This window comes from Pseudomonas sp. Irchel s3f19, from assembly GCF_900187555.1.
Lineage (GTDB): Bacteria > Pseudomonadota > Gammaproteobacteria > Pseudomonadales > Pseudomonadaceae > Aquipseudomonas > Aquipseudomonas capeferrum.
Genome location: NZ_FYDW01000012.1, coordinates 13,397 through 28,188, shown reverse-complemented (window position 1 = coordinate 28,188; position 14,792 = coordinate 13,397). Strand labels below are relative to the sequence as shown.

The following is a 14,792-nucleotide window of genomic DNA, read 5'->3' as shown; positions in this document are numbered from 1 at the left end:
CTTCCCTGTAATCGTTTCCGGGTTGGTGCGTGAAATACTCACGCGCCAACAAGCATAGACACTGTCGGGCGCCCGTGCGGCGATGCAAGGGCGCCCGTTGCGCTTAGCGGTTGCGAGTCACCCGCCAGACGGTGTTGGCCAGGTCGTCGGCGATGATCAAGGCGCCACGCGGGTCGACCGTGACCCCCACTGGCCGCCCACGGGTCTTGCCATCCTCACCGCGAAAGCCTGTGGCGAAGTCGACCGGCTCGCCTGCCGGCTTACCCTTGCTGAACGGCACGAACACCACCTTGTAGCCCACCGGGTTCGGCCGGTTCCAGCTGCCGTGCTGCCCCACGAACACACCGTCGGCGAAACGCTCGCCCATGGCCGGAATAGAGAAGTCGACACCTAAGGCGGCCACATGCGAACCCAGGCTGTAATCCGGCTTGATCGCCGCCGCTACCTTGTCCGGGTTCTGCGGCCTGACCCGCTCATCGACGTTCTGCCCCCAGTAGCTGTAGGGCCAGCCATAGAAGCCGCCTTCGCGCACTGACGTGAGGTAGTCCGGCACCAGGTCGGGGCCGAGTTCGTCGCGCTCGTTGACCACCGCCCACACCTGCCCGGTCTGTGGCTGAACAGCCAAGGCCGTCGGGTTGCGCAGGCCCGTCGCGTAGGGCCGGTGCGCGCCGGTCTGGGCATCGACCTGCCAGACCATAGCCCGATCGATCTCCACTTCAAGGCCGCGCTCGGTGATGTTGCTGTTCGAACCAATGCCGACATACAGGAAACGACCATCAGGGCTTGCGGTCAGCGCCTTGGTCCAGTGGTGGTTGATCTCGGCCGGCAGGTCGGTGACCTTGGTCGGCGCAGCACTGGCCTTGGTCTGGCCGTCCTGGTAGTCGAAACGCACCAGCGCATCCTGATTCGCCACGTACAGCTTGCCGTCGGCAAACGCCAGGCCATAGGGCGCATTGAGGTTTTCCGCGAACACCGTCTGCAGCTCGTAGGTGCCATCGCCGTCCGCGTCCCGCAGCAGGGTCAGGCGATTGCCGCCTTTGACCTGGGTATTGCCCTTGGCCTTGATCTGGCTGGCGATCACATCCTTGGGCTTGAGTTTCGCTGCGCTGCCACCGCGGCCCTCGGCCACGAGGATATCGCCATTGGGCAGCACCAGGCTCTGGCGGGGGATCTTCAAGCCGGTGGCGATCGCCGTGACGCTGAAGCCTTCGGGCACGGTGGGTTTCTGTTCACCCCAGGCCACCGGCTCGGCGATTTTCATGCTCGGCAGCAGCCCGCGCTGTGGCTCCGGCAACTTCGGGTCGGGGCCATGGGCCTGGGTAGGCTCCCCTTCCCCGCCACACGCGCTCAGCAATACCGCCACGCTCAACAGGCTCAATGCATGCAAAGGCTTCATGCCACACCTCCCGAACGCAGGTTGCTCAGCCCGGTCCACGCGGCCACAGCTGCAAGCGCGGTCACGATCACCGACAACACCAAGCCTGAGGGCATTACCGCCCAGGCGTCCTTGGCATGTTCGAAGGCATTGACCAGCCCCAGCCCCCAGGTGGCCAGCAACAGTACGAAGTACAGGGTTGCACGCCCACCCTTGTGCTCGGCGCGGACCAGGTTGACCAACGCGAACAGCAGCGCCAGCCCACAGCACAGCAGGCCACCGGCGATCAGCCAGGCAGCGAAGTTGCTCCACTGGATCTGGAAGCTGTTGAAGTAGGCGATATCGCTCAGCAGCGCGCCAAGAAACAACGGAACACTGCCGGCCAGCAGCATGGCGTGCAACGGGCCTGGCGTGCAGCGGTAGAGGGTTTGCTCTGATGCGGTCACGGCGCCTCCTTATCGTTCAGTGACCCTTGGCTGATGGCTGAAGCCATCAGGCGTGCGCGGGGTGCGCTTAGCAAAGGAGCGTCTCTACAACGCGATAGTTCACCGTTTCGCTTGAATGAAATATCCTGACAGGAACCGCCACGGTGTTTCTGTGCGGCATTTTTCAACGAGGAGATCGGCATGAGCAACAACTGGGGGCGCACGAGTGCGCTCTGGGCACTGAACACGCTGCTCATCCTCGGCCTGGGCCTGGCCTCGGGCTGCTCCAGCAAAAACAGCAAGGCCCGCTACGCAGCCACCACAGTCGGCTCCAACTGCTTCGCCAAGGCCGTGCCCAGCACCGGCGAAGGCGGCCTGGCCTGGGGCAATACCTTGAGTATTGCCCGGCAGAAGTCGCTGAATAACTGCGTTCGTTACGCAGGCCGATCGGGGGGGACACCCAAGACTTGCCAGGTGGTGATGGCGAAGTGCAAGAACTGAGGCGTGTGGCTTGAGGCTTGAGGCGCCTGGTAGATCGAGCGCCGCGCGGGCGGCGCTCGATCTTACAGGCACTGAAACACTCCAGGCCTACACCGCCTCAGGCAAACTTGGCCCGAGCGGCATGCAGCTTCTTGTAGCTCTCGATCAAACGCAAATGACGATCCAGGCCTTCCAGCTTCATGCTGGTCGGCGTCAAGCCATGGAACCGCACGCTACCGTCTACCGAGCCCAGCACCGCGTCCATTCGCGGGTTGCCGAACATGCGGCGGAAGTTGGTTTCGTAGTCTTCCATCTCTAGTTCATCGTCCAGCACCACTTCCAGCACCACATTTAAGGCCTGGTAGAACAGGCCCCGCTCGACGGTGTTGTCGTTGAACTGCAGTAACGCCTCGACCAGCTCCTTGGCCTCTTCAAAGCGCTGCACAGCCAGGCAGATCAGCAGCTTCAGCTCAAGAATGGTCAACTGGCCCCACACCGTGTTGTCGTCGAACTCGACACCGATCAGCGTGGTGATGGTCGTGTAGTCATCCACATCGCAGTTGTCCAGGCGCTTGAGCAGCAATTTGAGCGAGCGGTTGTCCAGGCTGTGCAGGTTGAGGATGTCGGCGCGGAACGACAAAGCCCGGTTGGTGTTGTCCCAGATCAGGTCCTCTACCGGGTAGATCTCCGAGTAGCCCGGCACCAGGATGCGGCACGCAGTAGCACCCAGGTTGTCGTACACCGCCATGTACGCCTCTTTGCCCAGGTCTTCAAGAATGCCGAACAGGGTCGCGGCTTCCTGCACGTTGGAGTCTTCGCCGTGGCCGGAGAAGTCCCACTCGACGAATTCGAAATCGGCCTTGGCACTGAAGAAACGCCACGACACCACGCCGCTTGAGTCGATGAAGTGTTCGACGAAGTTGTTCGGCTCGGTCAGCGCGTGGCTTTCGAAGGTTGGCTGCGGCAGGTCGTTCAGGCCCTCGAAGCTGCGGCCCTGGAGCAACTCGGTGAGGCTGCGTTCCAGCGCCACTTCAAGGCTCGGGTGCGCGCCGAACGAGGCGAACACGCCACCGGTACGCGGGTTCATCAAGGTCACGCACATCACCGGGAACTCACCGCCCAGCGACGCATCCTTGACCAGCACCGGGAAGCCTTGCTCTTCCAGCCCCTGGATGCCGGCAACGATGCCCGGGTACTTGGCCAGCACCTCCTGCGGTACATCCGGCAGGCACAGCTCGCCTTCGAGGATTTCGCGCTTCACCGCCCGCTCGAAGATTTCCGACAGGCACTGCACTTGCGCTTCGGCCAGGGTATTGCCAGCGCTCATGCCATTGCTGAGGAACAGGTTCTCGATCAGGTTGGACGGGAAATACACCACCTCTTGGTCCGACTGGCGCACGAACGGCAACGAGCAGATGCCCCGCGCGGTATTGCCCGAGTTGGTGTCGTACAGGTGCGAGCCGCGCAGTTCGCCGTCGGGGTTGTAGATGTCCAGGCAGTTCGCGTCGAGGATCTCGCTGGGCAGCGCATCCTTTGGCCCAGGCTTGAACCACTGCTCGTTCGGGTAGTGCACGAACGCAGCGTTGGCGATCTCTTCGCCCCAGAATTGGTCATTGTAGAAGAAGTTGCAGTTCAAACGCTCGATGAACTCACCCAGCGCCGAGGCCAGCGCGGCCTCCTTGGTCGAGCCCTTGCCATTGGTGAAGCACATCGGCGACTGCGCATCGCGCACATGCAGCGACCATACGTTGGGCACGATATTGCGCCACGAAGCGATCTCGATCTTCATCCCCAACCCGGCCAGGATCGCCGACATGTTGGCGATGGTCTGCTCCAGCGGCAGGTCCTTGCCCGGGATGTAGGTGGTGGTGTCCGACACCGGCATCAACAGCCCTTGGGCATCGGCATCCAGGTTGTCGACCACTTCGATGACGAATTCAGGCCCGGTCTGCACCACCTTCTTCACCGTGCAACGGTCGATGGAGCGCAGGATGCCCTGGCGGTCCTTCTCGGAGATGTCTTCGGGCAACTCGACCTGGATCTTGAAGATCTGGTTGTAGCGGTTTTCCGGGTCGACGATGTTGTTCTGCGACAGGCGAATGTTTTCGGTGGGGATATCGCGGGTCTGGCAGTACAGCTTCACGAAGTAAGCCGCGCACAACGCCGAAGACGCCAGGAAATAGTCGAACGGCCCTGGGGCCGAACCGTCGCCTTTGTAACGGATCGGTTGGTCGGCGATCACCGTGAAGTCGTCGAATTTGGCTTCGAGGCGGAGATTGTCGAGAAAATTGACCTTGATTTCCATGCGGGATTACCGTGATTTAAGCGTGCAAAACGAAATTGGCCGGCATTATCCGGGTTTTTCGCCTGGAAGTCCTGTTTGCCTGGCGCAACGCCGGCCTTGCGCATTTCGCCGGATTACTTGCCTGATCCTCCTGACCTCCCGGCAGCGCCGGCTCACCGGCCGCCGCGCTGTGCTAGCGTTTCTGCACTGGGGGGCAACGTACCCCCCGCTCAAGACAACGACGCGACAGCAAACCGATGATGGGCAGGTGAACCATGGAACTACGCATCAACCAGAAGACCTATGAGGTCGAAGCCGACGCTGACACGCCGCTGCTGTGGGTGATCCGTGACGACCTCGGGCTGACCGGCACCAAGTATGGCTGCGGCCTGGCCCAGTGCGGCGCCTGTTCGGTGCTGGTGGACGGCAGCGTGGTGCGCGCCTGCGTGACCCCGGTGGCAGGCGTGGTCGGGCGTGAGGTGACCACCATCGAGGCGATCGAGGCCGACAGCGTCGGCAAGCGCGTGGTCGCAGCCTGGGTAGAGCACCAGGTGGCGCAGTGCGGCTACTGCCAGTCGGGCCAGGTGATGGCGGCCACCGCGCTGCTTAAGCACACGCCCAACCCCAGCGACGCGCAGATCGATGCGGCCATGGTCAACCTGTGCCGCTGTGGCACCTACAACGCCATCCATGCGGCCGTGCACGACCTTGCCGCGCAGCAGGAGGGTGCCTGATGAACACGCCTGTCGATAGCCCGCTTGGGCCCTTGGGCGCGCCGGTCAACCTGTCGCGCCGCCGCTTCCTGCTGGCTTCGGCCGGTGCCGCCGCCGGTGCCCTGGTGCTCGGCTTTGGCCTGCCGCTGGGTTCGGCCAGGGCCCAGGCCGCCACCGCTGCTGGCCAGGAGCGCGGCACCCAGGTCCCGGCTTTCCTCGAAATCCGCCCGGACAGCACCGTTCGCCTGCTCTGCCCGTTCATGGAGGGCGGCCAGGGCACCTACACCGCCATGGCGCAGATCGTTGGCGAAGAGCTGGATGCCGACCCTGCCACCTTCCTGGTCGACAGCGCGCCGCCCGGCGAGGCCTATGTGGTGATGGAAAATGGCATGCGCATCACCGGCGGCAGCATGTCGGTGCGCATGAGCTACCCGACCATGCGCCGCCTCGGCGCGCTGGCCCGGGCCATGTTGCTGCAGGCGGCTGCCGAACAACTGGGGGTACCGCTCGGCGAACTGTCCACCGAGCCTGGCAAGGTGGTGCACGCCGCATCTGGCCGCTCACTGCCCTACGGTGAACTGGCCGAGCGCGCCCTCGACCTGCCCGTGCCAGACCCGGCCAGCGTACAGCTGCGCGACCCCAGCCAGTTTCGCTGGATCGGCAAGCCGGTACGCCGGGTCGACGCCTATGACAAATCCACCGGCAAAGCCTTGTACACCATCGACATCAAGCTCGACGGCATGCTGCACGCCGCCGTGCAGCATGCCCCCCGCCTGGGCATGACGGTGGGCAGCCTGCGCAACGAAGCGCAGGTGAAGGCCATGAAAGGCGTGCACTCGGTGCATCAATTGCCGGGCGCGGTGGCGGTGGTCGCCGAGCGTTGGTGGCATGCCAAGCGCGCAGTCGAGGCCATCCAGGTGGACTGGCAAGAGCCCGGCAATGATTCCCCGCTACGGCCGATGCCGGCGGATTTTTCCAGCGACGCCTACCGGGAGCGCTTGGCCAGCGAGCAAGGCCCGGCCCGCGACGAAGAGAACGAAGGCGATGTGGCTGGGGTGCTGGCCAACGCCAAAACAAAGGTCGAGGCCACCTACCACAACCAGTACCTCAACCACGCCCAGCTTGAACCACCTTCTGCCCTGGCCCGCTTCAACCCCGACGGCTCGCTGGAGGTCTGGCTACCCAACCAGGCTCCAGACATGTTCCGCGACGACATCGCCAAGCGCACCGGCCTGGACGCTGCGCGCATCACCCTGCACTCGCCCTTGCTCGGCGGCTTTTTTGGCCGGCACTTTCTCTACGACTCGGCAAACCCTTACCCTCAGGCCATCGCCCTGGCCAAAGCGGTCGGCCGCCCGGTCAAGCTGATCTGGAGCCGTGAGGAAGAGTTTCTGCGCGACGTGTTGCGCCCACTGGCGGTGGTCAAGTTCCGCGCCGCGCTGGACGCCGATGGGCTGCCCGTGGCCATAGAAGCGGTGAGCGCCACCGAAGGCCCGACCGAGGCACTGGCCGGCAAGCAAGGGGACAAGATAGACCCCACCGCCCTCGAAGGGCTGTCGGGTAAAGCGTACGCCATCGCCAACAAACGCATCGCCCAGATCTACGTCAAAGGCCCGGTCATGCTCGGCTACTGGCGCTCGGTGGGCAATTCGCTGAACGACTTCTTCTACGAAGCGTTCCTTGACGAGCTGGCCGACAAGGGTGGCAAGGACCCCTATGAGCTGCGGCTGCACCTGCTGCGTGACAATCAGCGCCTGACCAACCTGCTGCACGCGGTAGGCGAGCTGTCTGGCGGCTGGAAGCGCGGGCCGTTCACTGCCGAGGACGGCAGCAAGCGGGCGCGCGGCGTGGCCATGGCCTCGCCGTTCGGCTCGGAAGCGGCGGTGATCGCCGAAGTCTCGATCGAAAATGGCCAGGTCAAGGTGCACGACATCTGGCAGGCGATCGACCCGGGCAGCATCGTCAACCCGGCGATTATCGAGGCCCAGGTCAACGGCGCCGTGGCCTTGGGCCTGTCGCAGACGTTGCTGGAAGAGGCGGTGTACATCGACGGTCAGCCCCGCGGGCGCAACTACGACCTGTACCCCATCCTGCCGCCTTCGCGCATGGCACGGGTGCATGTGCGCATCGTCGAAAGCGGCGCGAAGATGGGCGGCATCGGCGAACCGCCGCTACCTGCCGTTGCGCCAGCGGTGGCCAACGCGGTGGCGCGGCTTACCGGCCAGCGCATCCGCAGCATTCCGCTAAGCCGCTACACCTTCACCTGACAGCACAAGGAACGCCCATGACCCACAGCCGATTCGCAAGAACCGCCGGCTGGCTGGCGCTGCCGTGCCTGGTCGCGGCAGGCCTGCTGGCCTGGTACGTCACCCGTGACCCCGCGTCACCTTTCGAGGCCAAGCAGGCTGCCCGTTTCGACCCTGCACTGGTCAGCCGCGGCGAGTATGTGGCCAGGCTGAGTGACTGCGTGGCCTGCCACAGCCTGCCCGGCGGCAAACCGTTCGCCGGCGGGTTGGAGATGGCCACGCCACTGGGGGCGATCCACGCCACCAACGTCACCCCCGACCGCGACACCGGCATCGGTCACTACAGCCTTGCCGACTTCGACCGCGCCGTACGCCACGGCGTGGCCCCCGGTGGCCGGCGGCTGTACCCGGCCATGCCGTACCCTTCCTACGCCAAGCTCAGCGATGACGATGTGCGGGCCCTGTACGCGTTCTTCATGAAGGGCGTGCAACCTGCCCAGCAGGCGAACCTCGCCAGTGACATTCCCTGGCCGCTGAACATGCGCTGGCCCATCGCCCTGTGGAATGGGCTGTTCGCCGCCAACACACCGTATGCCGCCAAGCCTGATCAGGACGCCCAGTGGAACCGCGGCGCCTACATCGTTCAAGGCCCAGGGCACTGTGGCAGCTGCCATACCCCCCGTGGCCTGGCCTTCAACGAGAAAGCCCTGGATGAAAGTGGCAAACCCTTCCTGGCCGGTGCGCTGCTCGATGGCTGGTACGCACCAAGCCTGCGCGCCGACCACAACACCGGCCTTGGCCGCTGGAGCGAAGCGGAAATCGTGCAGTTCCTCAAGACCGGGCGCAACCGGCATGCCGTGGTCTATGGCTCGATGACCGAGGCGTTCAACAACTCCACGCAATTCATGAGTGACGATGACCTGGCGGCGATCGGCCGCTATCTGAAATCGCTGCCCGGCGATCCACAGCGTGACGGCACGCCGTGGCAGTACCAGGCTGAATCGGTAGCCGCGAAGCTCGATAACCCTGGGGCGCATACTTACGTGACCCGTTGCGCGTCGTGCCACGGCCTGGACGGCAAGGGCCAGGCCGAGTGGATGCCGCCGTTGGCCGGGGCCACGTCGGCCTTGGCCAAGGAAAGCGCGTCGGCGATCAACATCACCCTCAATGGCTCGCAGCGCATCGTCGCTGCCGGGCTGCCCGATGCCTACCGCATGCCGGCCTTCCGTGAACAGCTGAGCGACCGGGAAATTGCCGAAGTATTGAGCTTCGTGCGCGGCGCCTGGGGTAATCACGGTGGTGCAGTGGGTGCGCAGGCCGTGGGCACGTTGCGCGGGCACACAGACCCGGCCAGCAGCAGCCCGATTGTGTTGCACATGCGATGAAACCGGCACAAGCATTACGCTTTGGAGAAAGATGATGGAGAGCATCGACCTGCTGGTCCTGCGCACCGCCCGCGACTGGCTTGCCAGCGGCGAGCGCGTCTTGCTGGCCACTGTGGCCCGCACCTGGGGCTCGTCCCCTCGCCCGGTCGGTTCGATGATGGCGCTGCGCAGCGACGGTCGCGTGGTCGGCAGCGTGTCCGGTGGCTGCATCGAGGATGACCTCATCCACCGCTACACCACTGCCTACGGTGGCCCAGGTATGCAGACCGGGCTGCCCGAGGTGGTGCGCTACGGTGTCAGCGCCGAGGACGCTCACCGGTTCGGCTTGCCCTGTGGCGGTACCCTGCAACTGGTCCTCGAGTTCGAACCTTCGGCAGAACACCTCGAACAACTGCTGGCCTGCCTCGACAGCGGCAGCCTGGTGCGCCGTGAACTGGACTTGCACAGCGGCGAAGCCGCGCTCATGGCTAGCAGCACGCCCGAGCAGTTCAGCTTCGATGGCCAGCGCATGCTCAGCACCCTCGGCCCTGGCTACCGCGTGCTGCTGATCGGCGCCGGCGCGCTGGCCGAGTACCTGGCGACCATGGCGCTGTTCAATGGCTTCAACGTTTCGGTGTGCGACCCACGGCCAGAATACATGGGCGGCTGGGGCGTCGCGGGCGTCTCGAAACTGGCCGGCATGCCGGACGATGTGGTGCGTACCTTCGCCCCCGACGTGCGTAGCGCCATCGTTGCCGTCAGCCACGACCCCAAACTTGACGACCTGGCCTTGCTCGAGGCGCTGCACAGCCCGGCGTTCTACATCGGCGCGATCGGGTCCAGGCGCAACAGCCAGTTGCGACGCGAGCGCCTGATCGAACACTTTGGCGAAACCGAAGCCACCCTCAAGCGCCTGCACGGCCCTATCGGCATCTACATCGGCAGCAAGACCCCGGCCGAAATCGCCGTCAGCGTCATGGCCGAGATCCTCGCAGCCAAGAATGACGTGAGCCTGCCTGGGGCAGTCAACGTGACCAAGGCCAAGCTTGCCCGGGAGGCCGAGGCGTGCCAGCACAACCTGTGATCTGCACCGCGCTGGTGCTGGCGGCCGGGCGTGCGCAGCGCTTTGGCAGCGACAAACGCCTGGCACGGCTGCCCTCCGGGCACACCCTGCTGGCGACGGCATTGGCGCGCGCATTCGATCATTTTGCAGATGTGCACGTCGTGCTACGGCCGGGTGACGATGCGCAGCACCTGGGTATCGACCCGCGGGCCCATATCGTGCGGGCCGAGCAGGCAGCGCTTGGCATGGGCACCAGCCTCGCGGCCGGGGTGACGGCGCTGCTGCAGACACAGGCCCAGGCGGTGGCGGTGCTGTTGGCGGATATGCCATGGATCGCACCTGGCAGCTTGCAAACACTTTGCCGGCAAGCAAGCGCAGCACACATCGTGTTGCCGCAGTACCAGGGTCAGCGCGGGCATCCGGTGATTTTCGGCCGTGCGTTCTGGCCGGCGCTGGCGCAACTGCAAGGTGATCAGGGCGGCCGGCAGGTCATTCTGGACAACCCGCACGCCTGTATCACGGTCGCCGTTGACGATGCCGGGGTGGTGCTGGACGTGGATGTCCCTCAGGCCCTCGGTTTACCGATGGGTCATTGAACAATGGCTGCTGTGTGCTGTTGATGCCAGCGCTCCAGGTTCTGGCGCAACAACTGTTCTGGCAATGCGCCGGAAACGATCGCTTTCATCTCCCGTGCCAGGTCTTCGCGCAACTGCGGCTGGTTGCACGGTGATTGATGCGACAGCGCCAGGTACAAGCCTTCGCTGGACACCGGCGGGTCCAGCACCTGCAGGCTGTCTTGCATGCCCAGCGTCTGCGCCAACGCCATGCCTGGATAGTGCTCGAACACCACGTAGTCGCTGCGCTTGAGCAGCAGCTTCTCGAAAGCCTGCTTGGCACTGGGCACCGCTTCGAGCGTGAGGTTGGCCTTGGCATAGTCATCGAACTGCTGGCCGTGGCTGTTATTGACCAGGGTCCCGCCTTTGCGGCCTTGCAGGTCAGCCCATTGATGGTAGACAAAGGCCCCTTGCTGGCGTACCCAGACCACGCTGGGCGTGTGCAGGAAGGCCGGGCTTATGAAGTCCATCATCTGCTGCCGTGCCTGGGTCAGAAAATACCCGGCAAGCAGGTCGATACGGCCGGTGCGCACTTGCTCCTGGGCACGTGACCACGGCCCCCCGTAAACCACTTCGATCTCTAGCCCAAGTTGCTTGCCCAAGTATTTGAGCAGGTCGGCATTGGCACCGATCAACTGGTGAGGGTCATGCGGGTCGCGCCACAAATAAGGGGGGTATTCGGGGTTACCGGTGGCCGTCAGGCGCTGGCAGGCCTCCTGCGCGCCTGCAACCGCGGGCAGCAGCGCGCACAGCAACGACAGCAAGGCGTGGCGAAAGCAACGCTCGATCATCTACAACCCTCGGCACATGGGGCATCTGGCTTCGCGTGGTGTAGACAGTCTGGCCCATCGGCAGCCAGCCGCCAGGGTTTTCATCGACCGGCGAGTTGCCAGGGCCGCTGCGCGTCGTCAGGCGGCCCGCAAAGACCTACGCCGACTGTCGACGGATTGTGAGAATCGCCGCACCAAAGCCGATGAAGGTCGTGCCCACGACCCGGCTCACCCAGCGCGAAAGCGCCGGCCGGGTCAACACGCCCTTGGCCCGCGAGGCCAGCGCGGCGTAAAGGGTCAGTGAAATGAGCGACAAGGCGACGAAGATCCCGGTAAGGATCAGGAACTGCGGCAGCAACGCGGCGCCCTGGTCGATGAACTGCGGGAACAGCGCGGTGAAGAACATGGTCGCCTTGGGGTTGGTGACCGCCGTCAGGAATGCTGACTTGTACAGCTTGAGCGGTGTCGGCCGCTCCTTGGCCACCCCGGCGGTGGCGCCCTCCTCCAGCATCGGGCTCTTCTTCAACAACTGCCGTGCGCCGAGGTAGAACAGGTAACCCGCGCCGATGATCTTGACGGCGTTGAACAGCACTTCGGAGCTTGCCAGCAACGCCCCCAACCCGAGCATGGCCGCTGCCGACAGGCAGAACAGGCCCGAGCCATTGCCCAGTGAAGACCAGACCGCGCTGCGTTGCCCATGGGCCAGGCTGTTGTTGATCGCCATCAAGGTCGCAGGGCCAGGGCTGGCGATGGCGATCGCGGCAACCAGGGTAAAGGCAAGAAGCGAGTGAGAATCCATTTTCCAGGCTCGATAAAGTTTCAGGGGACGCGGTTATAACAGCATGCGAAGGTCAGTTGGCATTCTGCCGCTTCGCGCTCTTCTTGACGATGGCTTTCATCCGCGTGGCCGCCCGCTGCACGGTGGCCATCTTCTCCGGGCGCTTCATGCCACGCCACTTGCGGATTTCTTCACGGCTGCGGCCACAGCTGACGCACAGCTCGCTGTTGAGCTGGCATAGCGAAACGCAGGGGTTGTCTATGTCCTTGGCCATTGCACCCTTCAGGCCGGCATTTCAGCGCGCACACGCTCGGCGGCGTTTTCAAACACGTTGCACAGCTCTTCGGACTTCACCTTGGTGATCGACTTGGCGGCCAACAGGTCATGCACGACGCGGATGCCCTGCTCCATGGCCGTGGCCAGCTGCTCACGGTCGGAGGCGTCGGCGATATCACCCAGATAAGGAGCAACGAGGTACACGTAACGGTCCTGCAGCTTGAGCGCTTCCAGCGCGTCGAGGGCTGTCTGGAACCGATCGGCAGCAGCCGGGCTCATGCTCAATTTATCGAAATGAATCAGGCTCACACGGTCAGTGGCCATTGACGAATCTCCGTTTCCTGGTAAGGCCAGGCCCGCAGGCAACGCCGCTTCTACGGTGCTCGGGAATGCAGGCCAGGTTAATGCCCATCAGGGTACCAGAACGCAGCGCAGAAAGGGCCATCGCCCCCGGAACTAAAAGTATTAAACAGGTCGTTCAGTGGACGCCCCAGGGCGTTATCGGGACAGGAGCCGCTGTTTGCCAAGCAGGATAATTCGGCCAGCTGCACTTCCCGCCGAGACCGTCACCGACCCCGGCAGCCCACAACAACAAGCCTGCATACGCAGGTAAGCCACAAAGGGGCATCACTATTCATGGCAAAGGAACACATCACCGAAACGCTCGACCTTGGCGTTACGGACCCCTCGAAAACCGCCGAGGCCCGCCAGGACAGGCACTTGGAGGGCAAGATCGACTGGATCGTCTTCGGCATCACCAGCATTCTGGCCATTGCCTTCGTCATCTGGGGCTTCGTCAGCCAGGCCAGCCTTGCCGCCAGCGCGTCGTCGGCACAGTCCTGGGTCATTCTCAACTTTGGCTGGTTCTTCGTACTCACCTCGACCGTGTTCGTCATCTTCGTGCTGTGGCTAGCCGCCAGCCGCTATGGCAGGATCCCGCTGGGGCGTGATGGCGAAGCGCCAGAATTCCGTACCGTCTCCTGGGTGGCCATGATGTTCAGCGCCGGCATGGGCATCGGCCTGATGTTCTTCGGCGTTGCCGAGCCCTTGTCGCACTATGTGACGCCCCCTCCCGGAACGACGACCGGGCAATCGAGCGAGGCGATGCAGGTGGCCATGGCCACCACGTTGTTCCACTGGACCCTGCACCCCTGGGCCATGTACGCCATCGTCGGCCTGGTGATTGCTTACGGCACGTTCCGCCGCGGGCGTTCGCAATTGATTTCCACGGCCTTTCGGCCGCTGATCGGCAAGCACGCCAACGGCCCCGTCGGCCGCGTGATCGACATGATGGCGATTTTCGCCACGCTGTTCGGCTCTGCCGCCTCGCTCGGCCTGGGCGCCCTGCAAATCGCCGGCGGCCTGGAATACAACGGCTGGATCGAGAGCCCCGGCAAGCTGTTCTACATCTCGATCATCACCTTGCTGACCATTGCCTTCGTCACCTCCGCAGTGTCCGGCATCGGCAAGGGTATCCAGTGGTTGTCCAACACCAACATGGTGCTGGCACTGGTGCTGGCGGCCTTCGTCTTCCTGGTCGGCCCGACGCTGTTGATGCTCAACCTGCTGCCCACCTCGATCGGCATCTACATCAAGCTGCTGCCAGAAATGATGGCACGCACCAACGCCAGCGGCGGTGAGCAGATGGACAGCTGGCTGGCCGGCTGGACCGTGTTCTATTGGGCCTGGTGGATTTCCTGGACGCCTTTCGTCGGCATGTTCATTGCCCGCATCAGCCGCGGCCGCACCATTCGCCAGTTCGTCACCGGGGTGCTGCTGGTACCGAGCCTGGTCAGCCTGGTGTGGTTCACCATTTTCGGCGGTGCGGCGATCGATGCCCTGCGCGAGGGCAGCTTCGCGCTGGTCAATGGCGCCGTCAACAGCAACCACGCGCTCTATCAGTTGCTGGACAGCTACCCGCTGGCCTCGTTGACCTCGGTGCTGGTGATGATCCTGGTGGGCATCTTCTTCGTCTCCGGCGCCGATGCCGCCTCACTGGTCATGGGCACCCTGTCGGAACACGGCACCACCGCGCCGTCGCGGCGCACCGTGATCTTCTGGGGGGCGCTGACCGGCACGGTGGCGGCGGTCATGTTGGCGATCGGCGACCCCAGCAACCCCGGCGAGGCACTGACGGGGTTACAGAACCTGACGATCGTGGTGGCGCTGCCGTTTGTCGTAGTGATGGTGCTGTTGTGCCTGGCGCTGTACCGCGACCTGCGCAAGGACCCGATGATGCTGCGGCATCTGCGGGGTACCGAGCTGATCGAAAAGGCCGTGCTGTATGGCGCGGTGAAACATGGCGAGGAGTTCTACATCGTGGTGCAGGAGAAGAAGTCTGCGACCAAGCAGACACAACCCCAGGCCGACGTGGAGTTGAACGACTAAGCAGCAACCCAGGGGC

Annotated in this window: 14 protein-coding genes; 7 read left to right on the top strand and 7 right to left on the bottom strand. The window is 64.1% G+C overall.

Annotated elements, in window-relative coordinates; genetic code table 11:
* Positions 1-103: 103 nt before the first annotated feature.
* Positions 104-1,396, bottom strand: coding sequence for a sorbosone dehydrogenase family protein (locus CKW22_RS21960; protein WP_033697377.1), 1,293 nt, complete (start codon positions 1,394-1,396; stop codon positions 104-106).
* Positions 1,393-1,767: a DUF2231 domain-containing protein gene (locus tag CKW22_RS21955; RefSeq protein ID WP_095065156.1), complete on the bottom strand. Its 375-nt coding sequence runs from the start codon at positions 1,765-1,767 to the stop codon at positions 1,393-1,395. Before CKW22_RS21955 ends, CKW22_RS21960 begins: the two co-directional genes overlap by 4 nt.
* A gap of 234 nt (positions 1,768-2,001) precedes the next feature.
* Here CKW22_RS21955 and CKW22_RS21950 point away from each other — a divergent pair, with 234 nt between their 5' ends.
* Positions 2,002-2,301 carry a hypothetical protein gene (locus CKW22_RS21950; protein ID WP_033697374.1) on the top strand — a complete coding sequence of 100 codons (300 nt, stop codon included), beginning with the start codon at positions 2,002-2,004 and terminating at the stop codon, positions 2,299-2,301.
* 97 nt (positions 2,302-2,398) lie between these two features.
* On the opposite strand, the gene CKW22_RS21945 is transcribed toward CKW22_RS21950, so the two are convergent.
* On the bottom strand, positions 2,399-4,585 hold the full coding sequence (locus CKW22_RS21945) for an OsmC domain/YcaO domain-containing protein (RefSeq protein ID WP_095065101.1): 2,187 nt from the start codon (positions 4,583-4,585) through the stop codon (positions 2,399-2,401).
* A gap of 254 nt (positions 4,586-4,839) precedes the next feature.
* Between CKW22_RS21945 and CKW22_RS21940 the strand changes: the two genes are divergently transcribed.
* From CKW22_RS21940 to CKW22_RS21920, 5 genes are read left to right on the top strand one after another with little or no spacing between them, the layout of a single operon-like run.
* On the top strand, positions 4,840-5,298 hold the full coding sequence (locus CKW22_RS21940) for a (2Fe-2S)-binding protein (RefSeq protein WP_033697370.1): 459 nt from the start codon (positions 4,840-4,842) through the stop codon (positions 5,296-5,298).
* Entirely contained in the window at positions 5,298-7,544 is a 2,247-nt protein-coding gene (locus tag CKW22_RS21935) for a xanthine dehydrogenase family protein molybdopterin-binding subunit (RefSeq protein ID WP_095065099.1), read from the top strand. Before CKW22_RS21940 ends, CKW22_RS21935 begins: the two co-directional genes overlap by 1 nt.
* A 17-nt stretch (positions 7,545-7,561) precedes the next feature.
* Positions 7,562-8,908 carry a cytochrome c gene (locus CKW22_RS21930; RefSeq protein WP_095065097.1) on the top strand — a complete coding sequence of 449 codons (1,347 nt, stop codon included), beginning with the start codon at positions 7,562-7,564 and terminating at the stop codon, positions 8,906-8,908.
* Between the two features lie 34 nt (positions 8,909-8,942).
* Entirely contained in the window at positions 8,943-9,971 is a 1,029-nt protein-coding gene (locus CKW22_RS21925) for an XdhC family protein (protein WP_033697364.1), read from the top strand.
* The gene (locus CKW22_RS21920) at positions 9,953-10,546 is read left to right on the top strand and encodes an NTP transferase domain-containing protein (RefSeq protein ID WP_033697363.1); all 594 of its coding nucleotides are present in this window, start codon (positions 9,953-9,955) and stop codon (positions 10,544-10,546) included. Before CKW22_RS21925 ends, CKW22_RS21920 begins: the two co-directional genes overlap by 19 nt.
* Here the strand turns inward: CKW22_RS21920 and CKW22_RS21915 are convergent.
* From CKW22_RS21915 to CKW22_RS21900, 4 genes are all read right to left on the bottom strand, one after another.
* A complete protein-coding gene (locus tag CKW22_RS21915; RefSeq protein WP_033697361.1) occupies positions 10,540-11,355 on the bottom strand; it encodes an ABC transporter substrate-binding protein in 816 nt (271 codons plus the stop codon). The genes CKW22_RS21920 and CKW22_RS21915 overlap by 7 nt on opposite strands.
* 136 nt (positions 11,356-11,491) lie before the next feature.
* Positions 11,492-12,133, bottom strand: coding sequence for a LysE family translocator (locus CKW22_RS21910; RefSeq protein ID WP_033697360.1), 642 nt, complete (start codon positions 12,131-12,133; stop codon positions 11,492-11,494).
* Between the two features lie 52 nt (positions 12,134-12,185).
* Positions 12,186-12,386, bottom strand: coding sequence for a DUF1289 domain-containing protein (locus tag CKW22_RS21905; RefSeq protein WP_033697358.1), 201 nt, complete (start codon positions 12,384-12,386; stop codon positions 12,186-12,188).
* Between the two features lie 8 nt (positions 12,387-12,394).
* On the bottom strand, positions 12,395-12,712 hold the full coding sequence (locus CKW22_RS21900; protein ID WP_033697356.1) for a hypothetical protein: 318 nt from the start codon (positions 12,710-12,712) through the stop codon (positions 12,395-12,397).
* A gap of 312 nt (positions 12,713-13,024) precedes the next feature.
* On the opposite strand from CKW22_RS21900, the gene CKW22_RS21895 reads away from it, so the two are divergent.
* The gene (locus tag CKW22_RS21895; protein ID WP_095065095.1) at positions 13,025-14,776 is read left to right on the top strand and encodes a BCCT family transporter; all 1,752 of its coding nucleotides are present in this window, start codon (positions 13,025-13,027) and stop codon (positions 14,774-14,776) included.
* Positions 14,777-14,792: the final 16 nt, after the last annotated feature.